21 protein-coding genes are annotated in these 25476 nt (G+C 70.1%); 5 read left to right on the top strand and 16 right to left on the bottom strand.

Annotation, left to right across the window (positions count from 1 at the left end; genetic code table 11):
* Positions 1–50: 50 nt before the first annotated feature.
* From atpB to prmC, 7 genes are all read right to left on the bottom strand, one after another.
* On the bottom strand, positions 51–794 hold the full coding sequence (atpB, locus tag AB0I28_RS09900; protein WP_357491975.1) for a F0F1 ATP synthase subunit A: 744 nt from the start codon (positions 792–794) through the stop codon (positions 51–53).
* Between the two features lie 70 nt (positions 795–864).
* A complete protein-coding gene (locus tag AB0I28_RS09895) occupies positions 865–1089 on the bottom strand; it encodes a hypothetical protein (protein WP_357491519.1) in 225 nt (74 codons plus the stop codon).
* 87 nt (positions 1090–1176) lie between these two features.
* Positions 1177–1587, bottom strand: a complete 411-nt coding sequence (locus AB0I28_RS09890; protein ID WP_357491518.1) for a hypothetical protein — start codon at positions 1585–1587, stop codon at positions 1177–1179.
* Complete coding sequence (locus AB0I28_RS09885) at positions 1584–2189, bottom strand: phosphotyrosine protein phosphatase (protein WP_357491516.1); 606 nt, start codon at positions 2187–2189, stop codon at positions 1584–1586. The genes AB0I28_RS09890 and AB0I28_RS09885 overlap by 4 nt, the downstream gene beginning before the upstream one ends.
* Positions 2189–2842, bottom strand: coding sequence for an L-threonylcarbamoyladenylate synthase (locus AB0I28_RS09880; protein ID WP_357491514.1), 654 nt, complete (start codon positions 2840–2842; stop codon positions 2189–2191). The genes AB0I28_RS09885 and AB0I28_RS09880 overlap by 1 nt, the downstream gene beginning before the upstream one ends.
* Positions 2843–2910: 68 nt before the next feature.
* On the bottom strand, positions 2911–3228 hold the full coding sequence (locus AB0I28_RS09875; protein ID WP_357491512.1) for an RNHCP domain-containing protein: 318 nt from the start codon (positions 3226–3228) through the stop codon (positions 2911–2913).
* Positions 3225–4067: a peptide chain release factor N(5)-glutamine methyltransferase gene (prmC, locus tag AB0I28_RS09870; RefSeq protein WP_357491510.1), complete on the bottom strand. Its 843-nt coding sequence runs from the start codon at positions 4065–4067 to the stop codon at positions 3225–3227. The genes AB0I28_RS09875 and prmC overlap by 4 nt, the downstream gene beginning before the upstream one ends.
* Positions 4068–4364: 297 nt before the next feature.
* Between prmC and AB0I28_RS09865 the strand changes: the two genes are divergently transcribed.
* Positions 4365–5921 (top strand): GGDEF domain-containing protein, encoded by a 1557-nt coding sequence (locus AB0I28_RS09865; protein ID WP_357491508.1) that lies wholly within the window; start codon positions 4365–4367, stop codon positions 5919–5921.
* Here the strand turns inward: AB0I28_RS09865 and AB0I28_RS09860 are convergent.
* The 8 genes from AB0I28_RS09860 to AB0I28_RS09825 all read right to left on the bottom strand — a co-directional run bounded on the left by AB0I28_RS09860 (position 5910) and on the right by AB0I28_RS09825 (position 16524).
* Positions 5910–6176 carry a hypothetical protein gene (locus tag AB0I28_RS09860; protein WP_357491506.1) on the bottom strand — a complete coding sequence of 89 codons (267 nt, stop codon included), beginning with the start codon at positions 6174–6176 and terminating at the stop codon, positions 5910–5912. The two genes, AB0I28_RS09865 and AB0I28_RS09860, sit on opposite strands and share 12 nt — an antisense overlap.
* Positions 6177–6269: 93 nt before the next feature.
* Positions 6270–7373, bottom strand: a complete 1104-nt coding sequence (gene prfA, locus AB0I28_RS09855; protein WP_357491504.1) for a peptide chain release factor 1 — start codon at positions 7371–7373, stop codon at positions 6270–6272.
* Between the two features lie 88 nt (positions 7374–7461).
* The gene (gene rpmE / locus AB0I28_RS09850) at positions 7462–7689 is read right to left on the bottom strand and encodes a 50S ribosomal protein L31 (protein ID WP_357491503.1); all 228 of its coding nucleotides are present in this window, start codon (positions 7687–7689) and stop codon (positions 7462–7464) included.
* Positions 7690–7870: 181 nt separating this feature from the next.
* On the bottom strand, positions 7871–11215 hold the full coding sequence (locus tag AB0I28_RS09845; RefSeq protein ID WP_357491501.1) for a phosphodiester glycosidase family protein: 3345 nt from the start codon (positions 11213–11215) through the stop codon (positions 7871–7873).
* Positions 11216–12140: 925 nt separating this feature from the next.
* Positions 12141–14150 (bottom strand): transcription termination factor Rho, encoded by a 2010-nt coding sequence (rho, locus tag AB0I28_RS09840; RefSeq protein WP_357491500.1) that lies wholly within the window; start codon positions 14148–14150, stop codon positions 12141–12143.
* A 398-nt stretch (positions 14151–14548) separates the two neighbouring features.
* Positions 14549–15418, bottom strand: a complete 870-nt coding sequence (gene thrB / locus AB0I28_RS09835; RefSeq protein WP_357491498.1) for a homoserine kinase — start codon at positions 15416–15418, stop codon at positions 14549–14551.
* A gap of 54 nt (positions 15419–15472) precedes the next feature.
* Positions 15473–15637 carry a hypothetical protein gene (locus AB0I28_RS09830; protein ID WP_357491496.1) on the bottom strand — a complete coding sequence of 55 codons (165 nt, stop codon included), beginning with the start codon at positions 15635–15637 and terminating at the stop codon, positions 15473–15475.
* Positions 15638–15660: 23 nt separating this feature from the next.
* Positions 15661–16524, bottom strand: a complete 864-nt coding sequence (locus AB0I28_RS09825; protein ID WP_357491494.1) for an SPFH domain-containing protein — start codon at positions 16522–16524, stop codon at positions 15661–15663.
* Between the two features lie 130 nt (positions 16525–16654).
* Between AB0I28_RS09825 and AB0I28_RS09820 the strand changes: the two genes are divergently transcribed.
* The 3 genes from AB0I28_RS09820 to AB0I28_RS09810 are packed head-to-tail and all read left to right on the top strand — an operon-like array spanning position 16655 to position 20571.
* A complete protein-coding gene (locus AB0I28_RS09820; protein ID WP_357491492.1) occupies positions 16655–17236 on the top strand; it encodes a helix-turn-helix domain-containing protein in 582 nt (193 codons plus the stop codon).
* Positions 17237–17251: 15 nt separating this feature from the next.
* Positions 17252–18013: an ABC transporter ATP-binding protein gene (locus AB0I28_RS09815; protein ID WP_357491973.1), complete on the top strand. Its 762-nt coding sequence runs from the start codon at positions 17252–17254 to the stop codon at positions 18011–18013.
* Positions 18013–20571: an FtsX-like permease family protein gene (locus AB0I28_RS09810; protein ID WP_357491490.1), complete on the top strand. Its 2559-nt coding sequence runs from the start codon at positions 18013–18015 to the stop codon at positions 20569–20571. Before AB0I28_RS09815 ends, AB0I28_RS09810 begins: the two co-directional genes overlap by 1 nt.
* A gap of 49 nt (positions 20572–20620) precedes the next feature.
* Here the strand turns inward: AB0I28_RS09810 and AB0I28_RS09805 are convergent, their stop codons facing one another.
* Positions 20621–24784: a hypothetical protein gene (locus tag AB0I28_RS09805; RefSeq protein WP_357491488.1), complete on the bottom strand. Its 4164-nt coding sequence runs from the start codon at positions 24782–24784 to the stop codon at positions 20621–20623.
* Between the two features lie 256 nt (positions 24785–25040).
* On the opposite strand from AB0I28_RS09805, the gene AB0I28_RS09800 reads away from it, so the two are divergent.
* Positions 25041–25475, top strand: a complete 435-nt coding sequence (locus AB0I28_RS09800; protein WP_357491486.1) for a MarR family transcriptional regulator — start codon at positions 25041–25043, stop codon at positions 25473–25475.
* Position 25476 lies beyond the last annotated feature (1 nt).

Here is a 25476-nt window from a genome sequence, read left to right as displayed (position 1 = left end):
TACTGGTCTTGCTGGCCTGTGCGGCGCGCCTGGGGCGCTGCGCGTGTTCTTTAGTGCTCGTCCGCGAGCGATCCTTGGACATAGACCGCGGTGAGCAGGGTGAACACGTATGCCTGGAGCAGCTGCACGAAGAATTCGAAGAAGGTCATGACGATCGCCATCAAGAAGGAGACCGGCGAGACCGCCTTGAGGAAGATGCTCTCGGAATTCAGCAGCGTCACGCCGCCGAGGATGAAGACCAGCAGGATCATGTGGCCGGCGAACATGTTCGCGAACAACCGGACCGCGAGGGTGACCGGGCGCAGGATCAGGTTCGACAGGAACTCGATCGGAACGATGATCGGGTACATCCCGATGGGCGTTCCGTTCGGGATGCAGCTGTTCTTGATGTACTTCCAGAAGCCGTGCTTGCGAATGCCGACGTAGTTGTAGAGCAACCAGGACAGCATCGCCAGGACCGCCGGGAACGCGATGTGCGACATCGGCGAGATCTGGGCGAACGGCACGATCGCGAACACGTTCATCAGCAGGATGAAGGCGAACAGCGAGGCGAAGTAGGGCGCGAATCGCAGCCCTTCCGGCCCGATGATGTCCTTCACGATGCCGTTGCGCACGAATCCGTAGAGGGATTCGGCGATCCACTGTCCGCGCGTCGGGACGAGCTGGGGATTGCGGTAGGCCAGCATGAAGCCGAGGATGATCAGCCCGACGCCGAGGAAGACGAGGAAGGTGATGGTCGTCAGAAGGCCCGTGGGCAGCCCGGGAATCCAGTCGGCGAAATTGAAGCTGTCAATACCCGGAGGAAAGTGGGGCTCCTCCGCGAGGATCGCGGGTGCTCCAGTCACCTTGTCCGCCTTTCGCCTGTCACTCGGATTGGCCCATCTTCTTCACGACCATGTACAAACCCGCTCCGGCCCCGCCCACCCCTAGGAAGAAGGTCGCGAGGTGGTTCGGAATGTTCAGCCACCAGTCAAGGAGCCAGCCGACGCCACCCCAGACGAGCATGCCCGCGAGTAGGTAGCTGATCACGGCCCAGCCTTGATCGCCGCCAGAGTGCTGCTGGCGCTTGGGTGACGGGTCGTTGGTCATGTTGGCGCAGAGATTATCAGCCGTCCGGGTCGCTCCCTAGGGGGGTATGCGACTCTGACGACGAGTCATCCGTACGTGACGTAGAAGTTACTCCACGTGTTTTTCTTCCTCTACATAGGGGAACCTCGCTCGTGCGCCCCAAATCATCAGAACTGTCAGCCAGGCCACAATCGACACCGCGACCGAGGCCACCATTGGGTGCAATCCATCCCATTTCAGACGGCTTGCCACGAGAAGAGCCGCCATCAAGACGATGATCTTGAAGGTGTAGGCCATCATCCCGGCCGGCAGAACGAGCCGGACGTCCCACACCTCGACCCACGCGATCGCGTACCAGGATGCGGTGAACATCACTGCCACGATGAGCAGGCCCACCAGCGCACCGATCACACCGGGAAGGCCCTTCCAGATCCCGCCGGCCACGGCCAGCGGGACGGCCAGGAACGCCGAGGTGATCAAAGAGGGGCGGACCATGCGCACGCGCCGGCTGAGCTTCACCGCGTCCCACCCGTCAGCAGCGCGGCGAAGGGCACCAGCGCCGCGTCGAGTTCGTCGGCGATCCGCCGGTAGGTCGTCAGGTCGAGACCCCAGGGGTCGTCGAGCTCGGACTCCTCGCCGCGGTCGCGCAGCGCGTCGACGGCCTTGACGATCGCCACACCCCGCGCCTGGAAGGCCTCCGGCTCCGGGTCGAACGCGGGCAGCGTCCGTTCGTCGACGTGGTCGAGCAGCGCCGCGAAGTGACGGACCAGGAAGGTGCGCTCCAGCGCTTCGGGGTGGTTGTAGCGGATGTAGTCGACCTGCTCGGTGGTCGCGGTCAGGATCAGGTCGGAGATGTCGACCTTGTCGGAGCCGATCTGCCGCGACCGGAAGCCCTCGCCCTCACCGCCGCGTTCGCGCAGGACGTCGGCGGTCGCCTCGGTCATGCCCTCGCCGACGTGCCACGACCCCAGCCCGCAGGAGTGGCTGAGCAGCAGGTCGTCGACCCGCTCGGCGTCGTCACCCAGCGCCTCGCGCAGCCGCAGCACGAGCAGCCGCTCCGACATCGGGGAGCGGCAGATGTTGCCCATGCAGACCGAAAGGACGGTGAACGGCGGCGTCATCAGCCCTTTTCCTCGGGACCGCGCGTCGAGGGGACCACCTCGCGGATGCGCTCCAGGGACAGCGCGCCGGCGCGCAGCAGGATCGGCACGTCGCCGGTGCAGTCGACGATGGTGCTCGGCACGATGTCGGCCGAGGGACCGGCCTCCAGGTACACGCTCACGCCGTAACCGAGCTGCTCGCGCGCGTCGGTCGCGGTGGAGGCCGGAGGCTGACCGGACTTGTTGGCGCTGGACACCGCCATCGGGCCGGTCTCGCTGAGGACTTCGAGGGCCACCGGATGCAGCGGCATGCGCACCGCGACGGTCCCGTCGGTGTCACCGAGGTCCCAGTCGAGGGTCGGCGCGTGCTCGACCACGACCGTCAGCGCGCCCGGCCAGAAGGCCGCGACGAGGTCCCTGGCAGTGGACGGCAGCGAAAGGACCAGCCCGTCGAGGGTCCGCCGGGACCCGACGAGCACCGGTGGCGCCATATCGCGGCCGCGGCCCTTGGCGCGCAGCAGCGCCTCCACCGACCACGACTTGAACGCGTCGGCGCCGATCCCGTAGACGGTGTCGGTGGGCATGACCACCAGGTCTCCCGAACGCACCGCGGAGATGGCGGCCTCGATGGCGCGGTCGCGCTCGTCGACACTGGTGCAGTCAAATAGCCTCACGCCCGCCAACGTTACGAGCCCTTGTCTGAGAGTTTCCCGCGACCCTGCCCTAAATCACACCGGCGGGGTCACGCGGAGGGGAAAGGCCGCGACATGAGGGAAATGAGCAGGTCGCGGTCGTCGCGCGGAGACGCCCGGTTAGGCCTGCGATGTCCGCACCGCTCGCATTCGTGCATGATCACGAACCGCTCGCCCTTGAGCATCGCCGAGATGGGCGGCATCAGGCCACCGCAGTCGGCGGCCCGGTCGCCGGGGTTGACGTCGACATGCCGCGACCACAGGCAGCGCGGGCAGTGGTTGGTGTAACCGGTGCCGCGGACAACGCGCCCGCAGTGCGCGCAGGTGAAGTCCTCGACGGTGCGGGTGAACCCCGCTCCCTCGGTCATGGCGCGTCGCCCTTGCTCGCGGTGGCGAACCTCGCACGGCCCGCCAGGTCGCGGTGCTCGCGGACGTGCGCCCAGCCCGCCTGCCGCAGCAGGACGGGCACGACCACCCCGTGGGTGTCGTCGTGCTCGACGGCGAACAGCCCGCCGTCGCGCAGCAGGTCCCAGGCCCGGCGGTGCAGGGGCCGGATCACATCGAGGCCGTCCTCACCGCCGAAGACCGCGCGGTGCGGGTCGTGGCGCACCTCCGGGGAAACGGCCGTCGCCTCGGGGACGTAAGGAGGGTTCGACAAGACCACGTCGGCCCGGCCGTCGAGGGACGCCAGCGTCGAGGAGTCAGTGGCGTCGCCGGCGACGACCTCCACATCGTGGCCGGTGGCGTTGCGCCGGAGCCACTCCAGGGCCTCGGGGCTGCGCTCGACGGCGTAGACCTCGGCGTCGGGCCGGTTGACCGCGATCGCCACGGCGATCGCGCCGGATCCCGAGCACAGGTCGACGACCACCGGCGCGGGCTTTCCGGCGAGCTTGCGAAGCGCCCACTCGACGAGCAGTTCGGTCTCCGGCCGCGGCACGAACACACCCGGGCCGACAGCGAGTTCTACGCCGACGAAGTCGACGCCGATGAGGTACTGGAGCGGAACACGGGCCGATCTTTCAGTGACCAGGGCCGTGAAACGGGCCGCGGCCTCGTCGTCGGGAGGGTCGGCGAGGATCAGCCCTCCGCGTGAGGTCCCGGCCACGTGCGCGGCCATGAGTTCGGCGTCCACCAGGGGAGAGGCGACGCCCGCCTCCGACAATCGCCCGGCCGCCTCGACAATTCGGTCCCGCCACGTTCGCGCCACGCGGTACAACTTATCGGCAGGCGCGGCGCTCACGCCGCCCACCGGCCGGACGACGTTTTCGGCGGCGCGCGCACTAATGTCGTAGAGACGACTCGGGTCGCGTGGTGGGAATCGCGACGATCGTCGTGTCGACGGTGTCCCCGCCGTCCCGCGATCCGGGAGTTGTCCGCTTGGCGTCCTAGGTACCGTTTCCACCGTCTTCACGGGCAGGGCGAGCCGCCTCCGCCGGTTTGCCGGGATACGGCATGCTTAGGCGAAGGGAGGTGCGCAGTGGCCAGTGCCGAGGACTATCCCCGGGTGAGCGAGGCCCGTGCCCTCCTGCGCGCGGGACGTTCGTCGGCCGCCGTCCGCCTCGTCGACGAGAGCCTGCCCACCGCCTCCGACGCCACCGAGCGCACCTGGTTCCTGATGCTGCGGCTGGCCGGGATCATCAACCTGGAGCACACCGCGGAGTACGCCGGAACCGTCGACCGGGCCGCGGCGGCCGCGCGCGACCTGGGCGACCCGGGCGCCCTCGGCTATTTCCACGCACTGACAGCGCAGGTCGCGATGACCGACGGCTCACTCGAACGGGCCGTGACGCACCTGGTGCGCAGCGGGCGCTTCCTGGCCGAGGTCGACAAGCCCGAGGTGACCGTGGCCGCGGGCTGGCACAACCTCGCCGTCGCCTACTCCAACATCGGCTTCCACGACCAGGCCGCCGACGCCGCCGGGCGCGCCCGCGAGGTCGCCGCCGGACTCGGCCGCGACTGGCGCCTGTCACTGCCCGAGGTGCAGGTCCGCTTCGGCCTCTACCTCGACCACCGCGGCGACACCGACGGCTGCGTACGGGTCCTGCGCGCCCTGATCAGCGACGCGGGCCACGCGCCCAAACGGCCCGACGGGCTCCCCGACGTCGCCGACATGAACCTCCCCTGGTTCGGCTACGCCGTCACCCGCCTCGCCGCGCTCGACGCCGGCGACAACCGCGACCCGCGCCCCTACCTCTACGCCGCCGGCGGGGACGCCGAACTGGCCGACCTGCGCGCCTACGGCGAGGTGTGCCGCGCGATCGCGGCCGGCGACCCCCAAGCCGCGCTCGACCGGCTCCAGCGGATCGACAGCGCCACCTACAACCCGCAGCTGTCGAAGATCGGCCCCGGCGAGAGCGCCCGCCTGCGGGCGCTGGCGCACCTGGCCGCCGGTGACTACGCGGCCGCCTACGCCGCCGAGCGCGCCGCCTTCCAGCTCACCGCCGGCAGCCTCGACCGGCTCCAGACCCTCTTCGTCGACGGCGTCGTCGCGCGCCTCGACCACGAGGACCTGCGCATGACGGTCGCCCGCTACGCCGACGAGGCCCTCACCGACCCGCTCACCGGCCTGCCCAACCGCAGGCACCTCCAGCGCTACGTGGAGTCGATGGCCGAACGCGGTGAGGACGGCGTCCTGGGCGTCCTCGACATCGACGGCTTCAAGGCGGTCAACACCGTCCACGGCCACCTCTCGGGCGACACCGTCCTGCAGAAGGCGGCCGGCGCCCTGGTCCGCATCATGCGCCGCCGGGACTTCGTGGCCCGCTACGGCGGCGACGAGTTCGTGCTGATCCTGCCCTCGGCGAGCATGGACAAGACCGCCGAAATAGGAGAACGGATCACCAGCGCCCTGGCCGCCGAGGACTGGGCGTCGCTGGTGCCGGGGACTCCGCTGTCGGCGAGCATCGGCTGGGCCGAGCTGAAGGGGATGGACGACCGGCGCGGCGGGAAGCCTGAGCTGGCCACCGCCTTCGAGGTCGCCGACCGGGCGATGTACGAGTCGAAGCGGGCCGCGCAGGCCCTCGCCGAGGCGGAGGAGTCCGAGGAGGGGTTAGCGGCCTGAGGTCTCGTCACCAATCGCCTCGGTGAGATAGTGCGCGACGGTCTGCCGCGCGCACTGGTGCTCGGCAGCCGGTGAAGGTGTCAAGATCAAGAGCCCATCGTGGAGTTCCACGCCGAACCCTTCGGGCAGGGCGTTGAAGTCGGATTCCGTCCACGGACCGACGTGATCGAGCGCTCCCCGCCACAGCGCCTCGTTCGGGTCGCTCGGCGGTACCTTCGGGTCAGGATCCACCCAGGTAGCGTCACGCTCGGTCACGGCGGTCACCTCCACACAACGAGCCTGACCGTCCACTCGTGGCGCCATAGGCGTTGCCACCCCGGCGCCACGAGATCGAGTTCCACGTGAGCCTCACCCCTTGCGGCTGAGCCCTTCCTCGCCTTCCATGCGGGCGTTGCGCTCGGCGTCGGTCAGCGCGTCGAGGACCGGGTCGAGCTCGCCCTGGAGCACGTTGTCGAGGTTGTGCGCGGTGAAGCCGATCCGGTGGTCGGTGAGGCGGTTCTGCGGGTAGTTGTAGGTGCGGATCCGCTCGGAGCGGTCGACGGTCCGGACCTGCGCCTTGCGCGCGTCGCCGGCCTTGGCGTCGGCCTCCTCCTGCTTGAGCGCCAGCAGGCGCGAGCGCAGGATCCGCATCGCCGACTCCTTGTTCTGGAGCTGCGACTTCTCGTTCTGGCAGGACACGACCAGACCGGTCGGGACGTGCGTGAGCCGCACGGCGGAGTCGGTGGTGTTGACCGACTGCCCGCCGGGTCCCGATGAGCGGAACACGTCGACGCGGACGTCGTTCATGTCGATGTGCACGTCGACCTCCTCGGCCTCGGGGAGGACGAGCACGCCGGCGGCGGAGGTGTGGATGCGGCCCTGCGACTCGGTCGCCGGGACGCGCTGGACGCGGTGGACGCCGCCCTCGTACTTCAGCCGCGACCACACGCCGTACCCGCCTTCGGGCACGCCCTTGGTCTTGACGGAGAAGGAGATGTCCTTGACACCGCCGAGGTCGGTCTCCTCGGAGCCGATGACCTCGATCTGCCAGCCGCGCCGTTCGGCGTAGCGGGAGTACATGCGCAGCAGGTCGCCGGCGAACAGGGCCGACTCGTCGCCGCCCTCGCCGGCCTTGATCTCGACGATGACGTCGCGGGCGTCGTCGGGGTCGCGCGGGAGGAGCAGCTCACCGAGGCGGACCTCCAGCGCGGGGATCCGCGCGGCGATCTCCTTGGCCTCGGCGGCGAAGTCGGCGTCGTCGGCGGCGAACTCCTGGGCGGTGGCCAGGTCGGAGCGCGCGGCGTCGAGTTCGGCGGCGGTGGCCGCGATGGGGCTCAGTTCTGCGTAGCGGCGGCCCACGCGGCGCGCGAGTCCCTGGTCGGCGTGGATGGACGGGTCGGCGAGCTGCTTCTCCAGTTCGGAGTGCTCGGCGAGCATGTCCGCCAGCCGGTTCCCGCCTTGTGACTCACTCATCGGTTCTCCCTGTGGCGAGGAGTCGGATTAGGAACGAGAAAACGGCGTCCGCCCGGCCGCGAGGGCCGGGTGGACGCCGTTGGAGTCGCTACTTCTCGGCCTTGGCGGCCTGCGCCTTGGCGTACTTGCGCTGGAAGCGGGCCACGCGGCCACCGGTGTCGAGGATGCGCTGCTTGCCCGTGTAGAACGGGTGGCAGACGTTGCAGGTCTCGACGTGGATCTTGCCGGAACCGACCGTGCTGCGGGTGGTGAACACGCTTCCGCAGGAGCAGGTGACCTCGGTGTCGACGTACGTCGGGTGGATCTCGGCCTTCATGTCATCCTCGTCAATCTCGGTCGCCGGGTCGCCCGGCGGCGGGGTGGCCGCGGTGCGTGAACCGGTACCGGTAGGTGCAGGTGAGCGTCCGCTTTCCCCGGGTGACCGGGGCGCCCTGGTTTCGGTCTCCAGAAGCGGCACGCAACCGGAACATCCTACCGGGTTCGATAATTCCCGCACGTCACCGGGTGATCGTGACCGTCGCCTCCTTGGACACGCCGTTGACCGTGACGGTGAGCGTGACCACTCCGCGTTTGAGCGCGGTGAACGTGCCCGTCGACGGGTCGAAGCGGGCCACGCAATGATGCCCCTTGCCGAGGCAGAGGTCGCGTGACCCCGACCACTCGACGCTCACCGGATAGGCCGCGGGCACCTCGCGGGCGCCCTGGAGCAGAACGGCGGTGACCGTCGCGCTCTGGCCGGCCTTGAGGGTCACGGGGGCTGTGAGGGTCAGCTGGTCGACCTGGGGGCGCAGCTGCGCCTCCAGCCAGTCGGAGGGCTCGCCGTAGGGCTGGGCGCGGCGCTGGGCCTGCTCACGGGTGCTCACCGGGTCGACGCCGAACTCGGTCCAGCCGACGAAGCCGCCCTCGTCGGCGGGCGCGGCCGGAGCCTTGCCGGAGTTGCCGTTGATCAGGTACGGCACGCCGTCGACGTGCGAGGCGTGGAACACACCGACGTGGGAGCCGATGAAGCCGGTGCCCTTGCCGGTCGTGCGCCCGAAGTCGGACAGCCACGCCTCGATGGTCGCCGCCTCCTTGCGGTCGCCGAGCTGGCTGCCCTTCTGCGGGGTTGGGTCGCGCGGCGGGACGTGCTCGACGAGGACGACGGAGTTGACCGAGCGGTCTGCGGCGGCCTCGTCGAGGGCCTGCCGGAACATCGCGACCTGGTCGAAGCCTCCGCCGCGAACACTCAGGCGGGAGGTGTCGAGGGTGATGAAGCGGGTGCCCTTGTGGTCGAAGACACGCTGGGCCTCACCGAAGTTGGCCTTCCACAGGTCGATGGAACCGCCCATGACCTCGTGGTTTCCCGGCACGTAGTAGTACGGGAGCGTGCCGCCGAGCTCTTCGTCGAGGACGCGTTTGGCCAGGTCGAGGTCGGCCTGGGCGGCCTCGTCGACGAGGTCGCCGTTGATGATGAGGAAGTCGGGCGCGGCGGCCTTGATCTCCCGCAGGGTGCGGCGGGCCGAGGCGACGATGTCGCTGTCGGGGTCGCGGGCGACGAACTGGGCGTCGGACATCACCGCGAAGCGCCACTGCTTGCCCTCGACGGTCGCCGTGACGATCGGGTCGACCGGGAGCGGCTCGGCGGGCACGTCGACGGTCGGCGGGACCTTCGCGACGATGTCGTCGATGATCACCTCACTCTTGTACGCCACCGTCGGGCGCGTCTCGGCGACGTAGAAGCGGCGGATCTTCACCGGGTAGGACACCCCGGCCGGGACGGCCATCTCGACGTACTTCCAGCCCGTCCAGGTGATCAGGTCGGTGCGCAGGATCGTGCTGGTGCCCTGCGAGTCGACCAGGTGCAGCGAGGGCCACTCGCCCGTGGCGTTGCCGTGGATCCACATGCCGAAGGCCTGTGGCTGGCCGGGGACCTCGATCATCTGCGGCGGGTCGGCGTAGGCGGCGCGCGTGCCCGTCGAGGTGCTGAAGTCGTAGCTCATCTTCAGGCCCTGGCCGGTGTGGCCCTCGGCGGGTGCGACCGAGCCGGTCGCGCGGGCGGCGCTGAACTTCCACCCGGAGGCGTCGTCGAAGGACGCCGCCGACTGCTCGGTGAGACCGACGGTGACCGGGATGACGGTCTCGATCCCGTCGACGGTCGCGGTGATCAGCGTCGAACCGTCGCCGGCCTTGGCCTCGACGGTGAAGTTGCCGTCGGCGTCGGGGGTGACCGTCAGCAGCGACTCGTCGTAGCTCAGGTCGAGGTCGCGCGGCTCGATCGGCGCGGAGTACCCGCCGGCGTCGAAGCCGACCACGCCGAAGCGCCCCTTGGCGCTGGCGTCGGCCAGGCCGACCCGCTCGACGGTCCCGTCGAGTCGCGTCAGCTCACCGAGAACGGCCAGGTCGAGGCAGCCCTTGTCGCGGCCGGACCTGGCGGTCACGGTCGTCTCGCCACTGCGGCGGGCGTGGAAGACGCCCTTGGAGTCGACGTGGCCGACGCGGTGGTCGTCGGTGCTCCACGACGGGCGGCCCTTCGCCGGACCGTACTTCTCGTCGTGGCCGACGGCGGTCAGGCCGCGCGTGAGACCGGGGAAGACCCGATCGGGGCTGCCACCGGCGACGGCGGTCGAGCCCGGCGCGCGGGCGGGGTCGGCGGCGGTGTCGACGGTGAAGCCGTCGAGCCTCCCCGAGCCCTTCGGCACGGTCACGGCCAAGCCGTTGGCGACCGGGCGCTCGCTGCCGTCGGAGGGACTGTTGACGATCCCGAGGTCGTCGGTTCCGGGCTTGCGGGCCAGCATCGTCGAGGAGCCTCCTCCGTCGATGTTGATGGCGTTGTGGGCGCCGAGTTCGGCCATCATCGCCGCCATCTGCGGAACGGTGATGCCGGCGCTGTTGGTCTGCTTGCCGTCGACGGTCAGCACGTACATGGTGGCGCCGTCGGCGGAGAACCCGACCGCCGAGCGGGCGGCCTGGCCGTCGTCGGGATGCGTCTGCACCTGCCCGTCGACGATGAGGAGCTGGTTGCCGCCGATCGCCGTGCGCGCGACGGAACCGTCGGAGGTCTTCGGCGAGTAGGCGATGGACAGGGCGTCGCCGACCTTGAGCGCGAGCAGCGCGTCGGCGCCCTTCTCCCGCCCGACCAGGACGACCGAGCCCTGCGGGATCTCGCCCTCCCCCGGCGTGGCGCCGACAGAGGTGACGACCCCGTCGGTGACGACGACCTCGGCGGTGCGCGAGGCGCCCACGACGACACGCGTGCGGCTCATCGCGCCCCACAGCGGCGTGTACTCGCCGATCGCGTCGGTGGTGAGCGTGTTGGCGTTGAAGGCCGCCAGGTCGAGGACCGTGCCGGCCGGCGTGGTGACCGTGCCGTCGAAGTCGATCTGGAGGATGCGGCCCAGACCCTGCGGGTCGAGGCTGATCGCGTTGGCCCGGCCGTCGTTGGCGGACTTGACCAGTTCGCCGTCGGAGATGCCGACGCCGTTGGCCGCCCCGGTGTCGTTGATGTCGAAGAAGTCGCCGTTGACGGCGGCGACGGCGTTCGGGATGTCGGCGACCTGCTCGGAGATCGGCTCGACGCTGGCGACCGGGTCGGCCGAGAGGTACTCGACCTTCGCCCCGGAGGTCAGGTCGACGGTGAGGGAGTCGGCGCGCAGCCAGCCGTCGGCCTGCCAGCGGTCGAAGGAGTCGTGGGTGACTCCCGGCGCGAGGCGGTCGGTGGAGCGCAGGGTCTCGATCGGGCCCGCGGCGGCCGCGGGAGCCGCGGCCGGGTCGGCGTGCACCGGCGGGGCGGTGACGACGATGCCCGCCGCTATCAGCGAGAGGAGCGCGGCGGCCAATGTGGGCGGTCGCGTGCGAGTGGACACGAACCCTCCGGGGGTGGGTTGGGGTTGGGAGTCTTGGGCCGGATGGCGACGGCCAGAGTGGTGGGACTGTAGGCATTCAACTCCAGGTGCGTTGCGGTTGCAAGGTTTTCTTCGTGGGCATCGGGTGGATGGTAGGAAAACTTCGGGTGATCTTGGGGTGGGCGCGCGTGCGGCGGGCGGTGTTCAGAGTCCTGGCCCCTGGCCACTTCCGGATTCACCTGCTCCTGTTGCGGCGAAAGCCATCCCGATGCGCCGATGAACTACACCGCGCCCGCTCCGGCGTACTGGGATCCGGCCAGCGGGTGGATGCCCGGCAATCCGGCACCTGTGTGGCGGACGGGGAGGACCACCACTTCGTTCTCGGGCTCATCGAGATCCCGGTGACCGACGGCGGCGGGACGCGCTGCCCCACCACGGCAAGCGCGGCGAGGCGTCTGGCCACGGCCCAGCACGGGGCAGCGAGGCAGCGAGGCGTGGTTTCTCCCCCACCTCAAACCGGCTGGGTGGCTCCGCCCCCAGCACCCCCGCCGGGACTCCGTCCCGAACCCTGCTGGGAGGCTCCGCCCCCAGACCCCCGCTGGAGCTCCGCCCCAGACCCCGCCAGGAACTCCGTCCCTGGACCCGGTCCTCAGCCTGGGCTGCGGGCCGTACGGAGTGGCGACTGGTCGCGTGGCGTTCTCGGCGCCGCCGGTCTTCTCCTACCCGCGACCTTCGCCCCGCTCCACGCCCGCGTCCCACCCACTTCCCTCCCACACCCGCGTCTCGCCCACTCCACTCCTGTCGTCCCGCCCCAGGCCCACCGCCCGCTCCCCGCCCCCTCTTTCTCTGCGCGTCACCTGCCCCCTCTTTCTCCGCACGTCACCCCACGAAAAAACCCGCCGACCCTTCGGTCGGCGGGCTTTCGTCGTGCCCCTGGTACTTCTGCCTACTCCCCGCCGCCCGGCGTGGTCTTGGCGATCTGCATCAGGAACTCGATGTTCGTCTTCGACTTCTTCAGGCGGTCGAGCAGCAGCTCCAGAGCCTGCTGCTGCTCCAGCCCGGACAGCACCCGGCGGAGCTTGTAGATGATCGCCAGTTCCTCGGGAGCAAGGAGGATCTCCTCCTTACGCGTCGACGAGCCGTGCACGTCGACGGCCGGGAAGACCCGCTTGTCGGCGAGCTTGCGGTCGAGCTTCAGCTCGGCGTTGCCGGTCGCCTTGAACTCCTCGAAGATGACCGTGTCCATCATCGAACCGGTCTCGACGAGCGCGGTGGCGATGATCGTCAGCGAGCCGCCGTTCTCGATGTTGCGCGCCGCGCCGAGGAAACGCTTCGGCGGGTAGAGCGCGGTCGAGTCGATACCACCGGACATGATGCGACCCGAGGCGGGCGCCGCCAGGTTGTACGCACGGCCCAGACGCGTCACCGAGTCGAGCAGCACGACCACGTCGTACCCGAGCTCCACGAGACGCTTGGCGCGCTCGATCGACAGCTCGGCGACCGTGGTGTGATCGGCCGGCGGACGGTCGAAGGTGGAGGCGATGACCTCACCCTTGACCGAGCGCTGCATGTCGGTGACCTCTTCAGGCCGCTCGTCGACGAGGACGACCATGAGGTGGCACTCGGGGTTGTTGGTGGTGATCGCGTTGGCGATCGCCTGCATGACACTCGTCTTACCCGCCTTCGGCGGCGCCACGATCAGGGCGCGCTGGCCCTTACCGAGCGGAACGACGAGGTCTATCACCCTCGTGGTGAGGATGTGCGGCTCGGTCTCCAGCCGCAGACGCTCCTGCGGGTAGAGCGGCGTGAGCTTGTAGAACTCCGAACGGCGACGGGCCTCGTCGGGCTCCATGCCGTTGATGGTGTCCAGCCGCACGAGCGGGTTGTACTTGTCGCGACGGTTCCCCTGCTGCTGCTGCTCGCCCTCGCGGGGCGCGCGCACGGCACCGGTGACGGCGTCACCGCGACGCAGGCCGTACTTGCGGACCTGCGACATCGACACGTAGACGTCGTTCGGGCCGGCGAGGTAACCGGTGGTCCGGATGAAGCCGTAGTTGTCGAGGATGTCGAGGATTCCGCCGACCGGCACGAGCACGTCGTCCTCGCGGATCTGCGGCTCGCCGCCGCCACCCCCGCGCTGACGGTCGCCCTGGCCGCCGCGGTCCCCGCGGTCGCCGCGGTCTCCACGGTCGCTTCGCTCGTTGCGCTCTCCACGCTCGCCGCCGCGGCGGCGGTCGCGGTCACGCTGACGGCGGTTGCGGCGACGGCCGCCCTCGTCGTCATCGTCGGCGCGGTTGTCCCGGTTGTCCCGGTCGCGGTTGCCCTGCTGGTCGGAACCCTGCTGGCGGTTGTCGCCGCGATCGCGGTCGCGCTGACGCTCGCCGCTCTGGTCCTTGTTGTTCACGGGCTTCTTGTCCCCCTCGGCGGACTGCGCGACCGGCTGCTTGTCGCGCTGACGGTCGCCGCGGTCGCGCTGGCGGCGCTCACGGCGCTGCTCGCCGCCCTCGGCGCCGGACTGGCCATCGGCCTGGCCGTCGGACTGCTTGTCCGCGGCGGGCTCGGCGGCCGGCGCCTCGGGCGCGGCCGTCTCGCTCACCGCCTCGGTGATGGTGCCGCGAGGCTGCGGAGGACCGGCGGGGCGAGTGGCCCTGCGCGGACGCTCAGCGGAGCCCGCGGGCTCCAAAGTGGGCTGTGCCGAGCCCTTCGTCTCGTCGGACGCGCCGTTGACCGGTGCGGACGAGCCGCCGCCTTGTGCTCCCTGGATCGCGACGATGAGCTCGCTCTTGCGCATCCGGCCGATGCCGGTGATGCCGAGAGAGCTGGCGAGTCGCTGCAATTCGGGCATGAGCATGGCCGCAAGGCCGGTACCGGTCCGCTTACGCCGGGCGTTGCCGGTCACGGACGGGGTGGTGGCGTCGTCGGTGACGTCCGGCGAAACGTCGGTGGTGTCGCTCAATGGTTTCCTTCCCTTGGCAGGCCGGTAGGAACCGGCCTCGGGCTACGCGCTTTTCACGTCGAGCACCACGTGCTTCGATGCGTGGACGTGTGGGCCTTCGGCCCTTTTGGGGTGCGGAGTCTTCTGCGTGGCTGGGTCGCACACCGTGCCGGAATCGGACCAGAAGTGGGAAGTCCTCCCCAGACATGACCGTGGCAGGTGGCAGGGTTTCTAAAATCGGGGGTCTTCCCCTATAGAGACCAGGCACGCGCCGGAACACCGCGGCTGCCGCTGAAAGAGCTGTGTGCGCGCAAAGTGCTGTGACTTCGTGACGAACACTGCGGCTGTGCTGTTCATAAGGATAATCAACTACGTCCCCGCGTACAACACCTGGGTCCCGGCGTGTTCCTCCCGGGGGCTCAGATCACGCTCGCGCCCTCGGCCACCGCCAGTTTAAAGGCCTCGAATCCGTCGACGTCCCCGGGCGCGTCGCCGAAGGCGATAACGCTGGGACCTGCCCCGCTGATGGCCGCCGGGACGCCCTGGTGACGCAGTTCGGCGACCAGTGCGGCACTGCGGGCCATCGTCGCCGAGCGGTACTGCTGGTGGATGCGGTCGTCGGTGGCTTCGAGGAGCAGTTCGGGGGCGGCGGTGATGGCGTGGACGAGCAGCGCGGCGCGTCCGACGTTGTAGGCGGCGTCGACGTGCGGGACGCGTCCGGGCAGTGCCGCTCGGGCGTGCGCGGTGAGGCCCTGACCTGCGGGTACATATACGACGGGCGCGACGCCCGGGGCAGGTTCCAAGCGCACGGCGCGGGAGCCGTCGCCGTCGGTCCAGGCGATCGTGAAGCCGCCGAGCAGGCAGGGCGCGACGTTGTCGGGGTGGCCCTCGATCTCGCCCGCGAGGCGCAGGCGCGCGTCGAGCCCGAAGCCGGCGTCGGGGCACAGCGCTGCGGCCAGACTGATGCCGGCGACGATGGCCGCCGAGGAGGAGCCGAGCCCTCGCGCGTGCGGGATGCGGTTGAGGCAGGACAGGCGCAGGCCCGCCGGGCGAGCGCCGATGCGGTCGAATGCCAGGAAGGCCGCGCGTGCGACCAGGTGGGTCTCGTCGGCGGGGAGGTTTCCCTCGCCCTCGCCGCGTACCTCGACCACGACGCCGTCGCCGGTGACCTCGGCGGTCACCTCGTCGTGAAGGGCCAGTGCGAGGCCGAGGGAGTCGAAGCCTGGGCCGAGGTTGGCGCTGGTGGCGGGCACCCTGACGGTGACGGCACCGGTGGTGAATCGGGTCACGGACGTGACGTTACCCTCACCCGCGCGGCCCGCCGGGCACAGACCCGGCGGCACTCACTCCTTGTCCGCACGCGGCTCCCGCCCCGCCTGCTTCAGCGCCGCGCGCAGGGCGTACTCGATCTGCGCGTTGACGCTGCGCAACTCGTCGGCGGCCCACTTCGCGATCGCGTCGTGCACCGCCGGGTCGAGTCGCAATAGGACGTTCTTGCGTGGTGGCACGCCATTCCCCTATGTGGATCGGCTTAGTGGTACAGCGAACCGGTGTTGACCACCGGCTGCGTCGACTGGTCGGAGCACAGTACGACGAGCAGGTTGGACACCATCGCGGCGCGCCGCTCGTCGTCGAGTTCCACGATGTCCTCGGCCGAGATGCGGTCGAGGGCCATCCGCACCATCCCGACGGCGCCTTCGACGATCTTCGAGCGGGCGGCGACGACGGCGGTGGCCTGCTGGCGGCGCAGCATGGCGTGGGCGATCTCGGGCGCGTAGGCGAGGTGGGTGATCCTCGTCTCAAGGATCTCGACGCCGGCGAGTTCGACGCGCTCGCGGAGTTCGTTGGTGAGCTCCTCGGCGACCGCGGCGCCGTCGCGCAGGCTCATCAGGTCGGAGCCGTGGCTGTCGTAGGGGTAGCAGGTGGCCATGTGGCGGACGGCGGCCTCGGCCTGGATGGAGACGTAGGCCTGGTAGAGGTTGATGGCGAAGGTGGCCTTGGCGGCGTCCACGACGCGCCAGACGATGACGGCGCCTATCTCGACGGGGTTGCCGTCGGCGTCGTTGACCTTGGCCGGTGGCGTCTCGAAGTTGCGGACGCGCAGCGACACGCGGTTCTTGTTGGTCAGCGGCAGGACCCAGTGCAGGCCCGGCTCGCGGACGGAGCCCACGTAGCGGCCGAAGAGCTGGACGACGACGGCCTCGTTGGGGTTGACCGCGACGATGCCGGTGACGAGGACCGCCACGGCGAGGACGGCGACCGCGATCAGGGCGGCGAGGGTGCCGTCGTCGCCGTCACTGGCGTGGCGGACGAACATCGCCCCGCACGCGACCAGGACGGCGATGACCGCGAGCGTGGCGAGAAGTCCGGGGATGCGGAACGCGGCGCGCTCCATGGCTACCTCCGAGGGCTAGCGAAGTGATATCACCATGCTATACAGCGGCACACCGACCGGTCAAAATCTCACTCAAAGTAGTGCACAGATTCCCTTGCATAATTTGCTGTGCACATTTACCTTTGCATTCATGAGCGACGACGAGCGGCGCGAGATCACCGAGCTCGAGGTCCTGCGTTCCCTGGCCCAGCCGAGGAGGCAGCAGATCATCCAGCACCTGACGATGCACGGCCCGGCGACCTCGGCGACCCTCGCCCGCGCCCTCGACCTCAACACCGGCGCCACCAGCTACCACCTGCGCGAACTGGCCCGGCAGGGCTTCGTCGAGGAGGTGCCCGACCAGACCCACGGCCGGCAGCGGTGGTGGCGCTACGTCAAGCGCGACATCCGCTTCGCCCCGCGCGGCGGTCAGGACGAGGCCACCCGGGTCGTCTTCGACGAGATGACCCGCCAGTCCTTCGCCGCCGACGTCGAGGCCTTCCACCGCTCCCAGGCCGAGACGGCCGAGGACGGCGAGTGGGTCGACGGCCTCCCGTACTCGCGCGGCACGATCCGCGTCTCCATGGATCAGCTTCGCGACTTCTTCGAGGAGTACATCGCACTCCTCAACCGCTACGCCCACTCCGACCGGGACGACGCCCGGACCGTACTGACACGTTTCCTCGCGTTTCCCGCCCCCTCGGCGCCCACCGCCGATTCCGACGAAGACTGATTGGCACACACCCTCATGACCGCCGCAACGCTCTCCCCAGCCCGCAAGACGGCCGCCGTACGACTCGACGGGGTCTCCAAGACCTATGGAAAGGGAGCCGGCCGCGTCGCCGCCCTCAAAGAGGTCAGCGTCGCCATCCCCCGCGGCAGCTTCACCGCCGTGATGGGCCCCTCCGGTTCGGGCAAGAGCACCTTCCTCCACTGCGCGGCCGGGCTCGACCACCCCAGTTCGGGCACCGTCCGGCTCGGCGACACCGACCTGTCGGGCATGAACGAGACCGCCCTGACCAAGTTGCGCAGGAAGCGCGTCGGCTTCGTCTTCCAGGCCTTCAACCTCGTCCCGGCCCTGACGGTCACGCAGAACATCACCCTGCCGTTCCGCCTAGCGGGTTCCAAAGTGGACAAGGGCTGGCTCGCCGAGGTCCTCCGCCGCGTCGGCCTCGCCGAGCGCGCCTCGCACCGCCCGGCCGAACTGTCCGGCGGCCAGCAGCAGCGCGTCGCGATCGCCCGCGCCCTGGTCACCCGCCCCGAGGTCCTCTTCGGCGACGAACCGACCGGCGCGCTCGACACCGTCACCGCCAAGGAGATCCTCGGCCTGCTCCGCTCCACCGTCCACGACATGGGCCAGACGGTCGTGATGGTCACCCACGACCCGGTCGCCGCCGCCTTCGCCGACACCGTCCTGTTCCTCGCCGACGGCCGCATCGTCGAGGCCATGCCCTCCCCCACCGCCGACAAGGTCGCCGAGCGCATGACCCACCTCGGAGCGTGGTCGTAGTGTTCACCTTCGCACTGCGAACGCTGCGGTCCCGGCTGGCCGGATTCGTCGGCGCCTTCGTCGCCCTCATGTGCGCCGCGGCGATGGTCGCCGCCTGCGGCATGCTCCTCGACACCGGCCTGCGCGGCGAGATCCCCGTCGAGCGCTACGCCGGCGCCCCTGTGGTCGTCGCCGGCGACCAGGAAGTCCACTGGACGACCACCAAGGACAAGGGCGAGGGCGAGGTCAAGACGAAGACGAAGTCCAAGCCGCTGACCGAGCGCGCCTGGATCCCCGCCGACCTCGCCGGCACCGTCGCGGCCGTCCCCGGCGTCGACCAGGCCGTCCCCGAGGTCACCTTCCCCGCCTACCTCCTCGACGACCGCGGCCTCCCCCTCCCCGGCCCCGAAGACGGCGACTCCTGGGGGCACGGCATCGCCTCGGCCCCCCTGACGCCGTTCACGGTGACCGATGGACGCGCCCCCGCCGCCACCGGTGAGATCGCCCTCGACACCGAACTCGCCGCGCGGGCCGGGATCGGCGTCGGCCAGACCGCGTCCGTGCAGAGCACCACCGTGCCCGGCACCTACACCGTCGTCGGGCTGGTCACGCCCGAAGCGGGCGACCTCGCCGCGCAGTCGACGATCTTCTTCTCCGACGAGGAGGCCCGCGCCCTCGCCGGCCACGACGGGCAGCTCACCGCGATCGGGGTGCTCCCCAGCGCCGGCACCGACCTCGCACAGCTCCACCGCGACCTGACCGCGGCCCTGGACGGCACACCCGGCGAGGTCTACGCCGGAGCGGCGCGCGGCCCACTGGAGTTCGTCGAGGCCGAAGGCGCCCGCGTCAAGCTGCTGAGCATGGGCGGCGCGATCGGCGGCACCTCGCTGCTGGTCGGCGTCCTGGTCGTCGTCGGAACCTTCGCGCTGTCGATGCAGCAGCGCCACCGCGAGATCGCGCTCCTGCGGGCCATCGCGGCCACACCCCGCCAGATGCGGCAGCTCATCGGCCGCGAGGCGCTCATGGTCGGCGCGATCGCCGCACCGCTCGGCGCCTTCGCCGGGATCTTCCTGGGCGGATGGCTGCGCAACCGCTTCGTCTCCTACGGCGTCATCCCCGCCAACCTCGACCTGGTCGTCAGTCCCTTCCCCATCGCCGCCGCCGTGATCGCGACCCTCGCCGCGGCCTTCCTGGCCGCGCGCATCTCCGCGCGGCACGTCATCCGCATCCGCCCCACCGAGGCCCTGTCGGACGCGGCCATGCCCACGCCCAGGCTCGGCGTCGTCCGCTCGATCCTCGGCCTGCTCGCCTTGGCGGGCGGGGTGGTGCTGCTAGTGGTCCTGAGTGGACTGTCGACGGAGGCCGCGGCCAGCCCGGTCACCTTCTTCACCGCGATCCTGCTGGTCGTCGCGCTGTCCCTGCTCGGGCCCGTGGTGGCACGCGTCGCGGCCTACGTGTTCACGCCGCTCCTGAGCTGGATCCTGCGCGCCGGCGGCTATCTGGCCGCCGCCAACGCCCGCACCAGCGCGCGCCGGCTGGCGTCGGTGATCACGCCGCTCGGACTGCTCGTCGCCCTGACCGTGACGATCCTGTTCGTGCCGACGACCATGGGCGACGCCGCCGCCGGCGAACTGCGCGACGGCACCAAGGCCGACTACACGCTGACCGCCCCCGGCCCGGGCATCCCGTCGGAGGCGGCCGCCACCGTCCGCGACCTGCCCGGCGTCGACGCCGCCACCGAGACGATCGGCTCGACCGTCCGCATCGGCCAGGACAAGTACCGCGCCAAGGGCGTCACACCCGAAGGCGTGTCGGCCAACCTGGACCTGGGCGTCACCAAGGGATCCATGGACGACTTCGCCGGCACCTCGATCGCCATGAGCGAGCTCGCCGCCGAGCAGCGCGCCGCCTCCGTCGGCGACGAGATCGACGTGACCATGGGCGACGGCGTGCACGTCACCCTGACCCTGGTCGCGATCTACGAGCGCCACCTCGGCTTCGGCGACCTGACACTGCCGCACGAAGTCGTCGCGGCCCACGTCGACAACCCCCTGTCGTCGACCGTGCTGGTCTCCGGATCCGTTACGCCGCAGGACATCCGCACCGCCCTCGGCAAGACCTACCCGACCCTCGCCGTGCTCGGTGACGCCGAAGTCGAGGAGGCCCGCTCCACCGTGGCGTCGACGAACGCCGAGGTCCAGTTGCTGGTGATGAGCCTGGTCATCGCCTTCGCCGCCATCGCCGTCGTCAACACCCTGGCCATGGCCACCGCCGACCGCGCCCGCGAGTTCGCGCTACTGCGGCTGGTCGGCACGACGAAGCGGCAGGTCATGCGCATGCTGCGGACCGAGACCGGCATGGCCGTGCTCATCGCGGTGGTGCTCGGGACCGGCATCGCCGTGGCCACGCTGACCGCGTTCAGCGTCGGCATGACCGGCGCTGCCCAGCCTTCGATGCCGTTCGTGACGTACGCGACGGTCATCGCCGGCGCGGCGCTGCTGGCACTGGTGTCGACGGTGCTGCCGGGCCGCGTGGCACTGCGGGGCAGGCCGTCGGACGTGATCGGGGGCAAGCAGTAGTTCCGCGGAAGACGATGGCCGGCACCTCACGGGTGCCGGCCATCGGTCGTCAGGCGATGTCGCCGCAGATTCCCAGCGCCCCCACCGGCAACCCCGGCAAGTACGTCTCCCATTCCGGCTCCGTGAGTTCTCTGCCGACCTGGGCGCAGGCCGCCGAGCGCGGATCGGCGAGGAATCCGAGGTCGTACACGAACACGCCCATGTCCGTCGCGACGGCCGCGCGCCAGCCGTCGGCAGCGAACACCAGGTCGTGCGGAAGAGCGGGAGTCGGCATGCTGAACGCGAGCCCATTGCTTTCCACGTCCCAGAGGTCGACACCGCCGTCCACGCCCGTTCGGACAAGGGCGATGAACCTACCGTCCGGCGAGAAGTCCACCGTGTAACGGGCCAGGTCGTCGAGTCCTTCGGTCGCCACCTCCTGGTGGCTGCCGTCGGCGACCGACCACAGCGCCACCGAATGCGTTCCGACACCGGCGAGTCTGGTCCCATCGGCGCTGAACGCGAGCGCCGAGGGCGGGTCCTGGTTGCCGCGCAGCGTCGCGGTCAGCGTTCCGCTGTGAGCGTCCCAGACCCGCACGACACCGAAGTCGTCCGAGGTGGCGAGCAATCGTCCGTCAGGGCTGAGGTCCATCGCCCTCACACCTTCGCCATGTCCGCCCAGACGGAGGCGCTCCTTGCCCGTCGCCGTGTCCCACATCAGCACGTCTCCGTGCATGTCGGCCGCGCTGTACAGCACAGCACCGTCGGGACTGAACTCGACGGCGACGACCGCGCCGACGTGGCCGTTCAGGATCGCCCTGACCTTTCCTGTCGCCGTTTCGAGCAGGTCGATCTCCGTCCGCCGGTCCGCCGATGCCGCGAACGCCAAGAGGGACCCGTCGGAGTTGATCGCGCTGGGCAATTCCGAACCTTCCGGGCGGGTCCCGACGATCTCACCGTCGACGGCACCGCCGTCGAACCTCCACAGCCTCGTTCCTTCCCAACCGATTCCCGCCAGGAGGCCCGCGGCCGCGGCGTAGTCGACCCTGAGCGGCCAGCCCCGGGTGACGCCGTCCAGCCTCCTCAATAGATTCGTAGACGCGCTCAGCGCCAAGCCCACGTCCCATCTCTGTAGTCCTGCGTCGGTGGCCGCGACGAGAGCCGACCCGCCGGGCTGGAAGGCCAAGCCCATAATCGACGCGTCGGTCTGGAAACTGGCCACGAGCTGCCCGGTCGCGGCGCCCCACAGGCTCACAAAACTCCCGTCGGCGGTTGCGAACATGCCGCCGTCCGGGCTTATGACGGGAAGCAACATTGCGGGCGTGCGCCAAATCCAGCGGCCCTCGTTCACCGCGGTATAGCAACCGGTGGCGCTGCACGCGGTCATGTCGTCGGCGCCCGGCACGCCTGCGTGCAGCAAGCGGACGTAATCGCCGAGGTCCTGCGACCCCGTCGACTCCCCGCTCCCGATGTCTCTGCTCTCGACCACGCCGTCACTACCTCCGGTGACCAGCGCGGTTCCGTCCGGCGAGAAGGCGAGGACGTCGTCGAACTCTCCGCCGAAGGCCGCGACGCGGTCACCGGTGTCGGTGGCCCAGATCCTCGTCCGTTCGACCTCGGCCGAGGCGATCATCGAGCCATCGGGGCTGAAGGCCAGGTCGCCGACTTCGGTGGCATCGGCGATGGTGCGCGCCAAGGTGCGCGTTCGGACGTCCCAGATCCGCACGCCGTCGATCGAGTTGGCCGCGAGCAAAGCCCCGTCAGGACTGAACTCCACGTTGGCAAGGCCGCCTCGGATCAGCGGTGGGTCCAGCCGCTCGGTCTCCCACGTGTCGGTCCGCCAGAGCGTGATGATGCCCTTGCTGGCACGGGCCGCCAGGAGTGACCCGTCCGGACTGAACGCGAGGGAGTCCACCTCGCCGACTCCGTCTTCGATGAGGCGGCCGGTCGACGGGTCGTTCACGGCGTTCGTCATCGACAAGTACGCGCTGTCGGTCCCTGCCAGCTCCCATGCCGCGACCGCGAGCAGCCTGGCCAGTTCGCCGTCGGTTGCGCGCAGGTCGGCGCTGGCGCTCACCAGCTGCGCGGCCAATGCCTCGTCGCGCTGGTCGGTGAGTTCGGCGTTGGCGTCGAAGACCAGCGCCACCATGACCATCGCGATCGCCGTCAGACCGGCGAGCGCACCTGTCACCACCTTGCGGAGGCGACCTCGGCGTCGTTGGTGACTTCGTGCCACGGCCAGGAATGCCGGCGAGGCGCCGGCGAGCGCGGGAAACCGGTCGGCGTTCGGCGTCCAGACGTTCCGGTGTTCGTGTTCGACGGCTTCGAGCCGCGTCCCCTGGTACAGAAACGATGGATCGCGGCCGCCGTCGTCCCACGCTCCGGCGTCCTCCTCAAGCTGGTTGAGCAGGGCGAGGCTGGCGCGGTCGGGCTCGACCCAGCTTCGCAGCCGGTCCCAGTACCGCAGCAGGGAGTCGTGGGCGATCTCCGTCGCGCCCGCGTGGGCGATCAGCAACCGCGCGGTGGTGAACGCCTCGCGGACGGCTGCGTGGTGAGGGCTTCCGGAGTCGAGTTCGGACAGCGGTACCGGTCGGCGCGAAAGCGTCCCGTCGCGTCCGACGCTCACCAGGCGCCGGAACATGTCCTGCGCGGCCGCCTGCTGATCCGGGTCGCCAAGAGCCCTGTACACCGCTTCGGCACCGGCCCTCACCGCGTTCACGACGCCACCGAATGAGCCGTATGCGCGGCGAGTGAGACGTCCCTGCGTTCTGCCTTCCCAGACCAAGAGCATCGTCTGGGACAGCAGCGGAAGTGCCGCCGAGTCGTCGGACGCGCCTCGCAGGTCGGCGATGATGTCATCGGCCAAGCCCTGATCGAGATCGAGCCCGGCCACGGCGGCCGGCCCGGTGACGGCCTGTCTCAACTCCCCGGAGTTCATCGGGGATACGAGGAAGAGGTTGTCCTGGAGAACCTCCACCAGTCCCGGGTCAGTGGCGCAGCGGTCGACGAAGTCGCCGCGCAGGGCGAACACCACGAGGCCCGCGTCGTCGCGGGCTATCGACAAGACCACGGTGATGAAGGCGTCCCGCTCATCCTCGCCGGCAAGAGTGAACAGCTCCTCGAACTGGTCGACCACCAGAAGCAGGCGTGCGGGTTCGCCGACGCCGAGTTCGGGCAGGCGCTGACGCACCAGGAGATGGGCCTGGTCCGGTTTCTCGGTGAGGGAACGGAGTGTCGCCACGGCATCCGGTCCGCCGATGGAGGCGAGTGCGACCGCGAACGCCTCCAGAGGTGCCCCTCCGGGAGTCAGCGCCAGCTGAGGCCAGGCTTCCGCGCCTTCGACGGGAAGCCCGCCTCTGCGAAACTCCGGCATCAGCCCGGCGCGCAGCAGTGACGACTTTCCGGCACCGGATGCGCCGGTGACCGCGATCATCCCGCCCGATCCGATGCGTGAGGCGCAGTAGGCGATGAGTTCGGAGAGCACACGCGTCCGCCCGAAGTAGACGTCCTGGTGCTCCTCACCGAAGGGAAGGAGGCCGCGGTAGGGCGACTGGAGCCGGTCACGGTGCCCGTCGTCGCTGGATTCCGCGGCGAGCCGATGGTGGATCTGCATGAGCAGTACCGATTGCCGGCGGAGGATGTCGTGGCCCGACCGCTGTGCCAGCTCCAGTCGTCGGACGCCCTGCCGGGTCTCCTCGACGGCCTCGCGGGTGTCGCGCAGCAGGAACGCGAAATCCTCGGAAGCCGCGCCCAGGTCCCTGAACTCACTGACGAGCAGATCGAGCAGCGCCTCGTCGCCTGCTGTGACGGCGAACTCCGTGGCGATCCGGGCGGCCTGGACCTCTTTGAGGATCTCCGCGACGGCCTGCCGGGCTTCCGCCGTGTCCTCGTCGTCGGAGGCCAGCAGCGCGTCGAAGCGCTCGGCCAGTGCGTCCTCGATCTCCGCCGGGGTGCCGTCCGCGCCTCGGTCGCGTCTGAGCCCTTTGATCGCCTCGGCGACGACGTTGGTGAGCGTGCCGCCGCCGATTCCCCCGAGGACGCCGAGCGCGGCCGTGGCGGCGGCTCCGCTGCCTAAAACGGCGGCGGCGATCGGCGCGCAGGCTCCCGCGCAGAGGACCGCCGTGATCGTGGGGCGGGCAGCGGTACGCAAAGCGCCCGCGAATCGGGTCATCGCGGCGCGAACACCCGCGCGAGCTCCGACGAGGGGATCGTCGGGTTCCGGGGGCAACGCCATGCGCCTGACCCTAACCGATTCAGGACTGCGCGTGCCGCTCTCGACACTGTCCGCGATTCGACACTCGGGCGATTTCACGCGGGTCCCGGTGTCGGCGCAAGCGGCTCAAGGCTCACCGATGTCCGGATGGCAGCGCGGAGGCGGTTCCCCGCCGCCCAAACGGGTATCCCCCACACAACTCACTGGCGACCATGCATGCCCCGGCATATGGTGGCGGAGGTGGGATGAATGACCGGTCCGTCCGGAAAGGACAGTGATGGTTACCAGACAGGCCACCGCGATCAGCGTCCACTGGCAGCGCGCGCTGCGGCTGCACCACCTCGTCGAGCAGGCACTCGCGCAAGGTCTGCACCGCGGCCATCATCTCGGGCTGTCGGAGTTCCGCGCGCTCGACGAACTCGCCGCGACGAGGGGCGGGGCCATGCGGGTGCAGAACCTGGCGGTGGCCATCGGCCTCAACCAGAGTTCGGTCAGCCGACTCGCCGCGCGGCTCGAAGAGGCGGGCCTCGCCCGCCGCACGACGTGCGCCGACGACCGTCGCGGGGTGTTCACCGAACTCACCGCCAAGGGCCGGGTGACGCACCGGCAGGCGAAGGCTACCTACGAGAAGGTGCTGTCGAAGGCACTCGACGAGGCCGGCACCGACGACGAGCTGTCGCGCCTGGCCTCGGCCGTGCGCGAGGAGCGCTGAC

The organism is Phytomonospora sp. NPDC050363, assembly GCF_040655735.1.
Lineage (GTDB): Bacteria > Actinomycetota > Actinomycetes > Mycobacteriales > Micromonosporaceae > Phytomonospora.
This window is presented reverse-complemented; position numbering and strand designations above follow the sequence as displayed.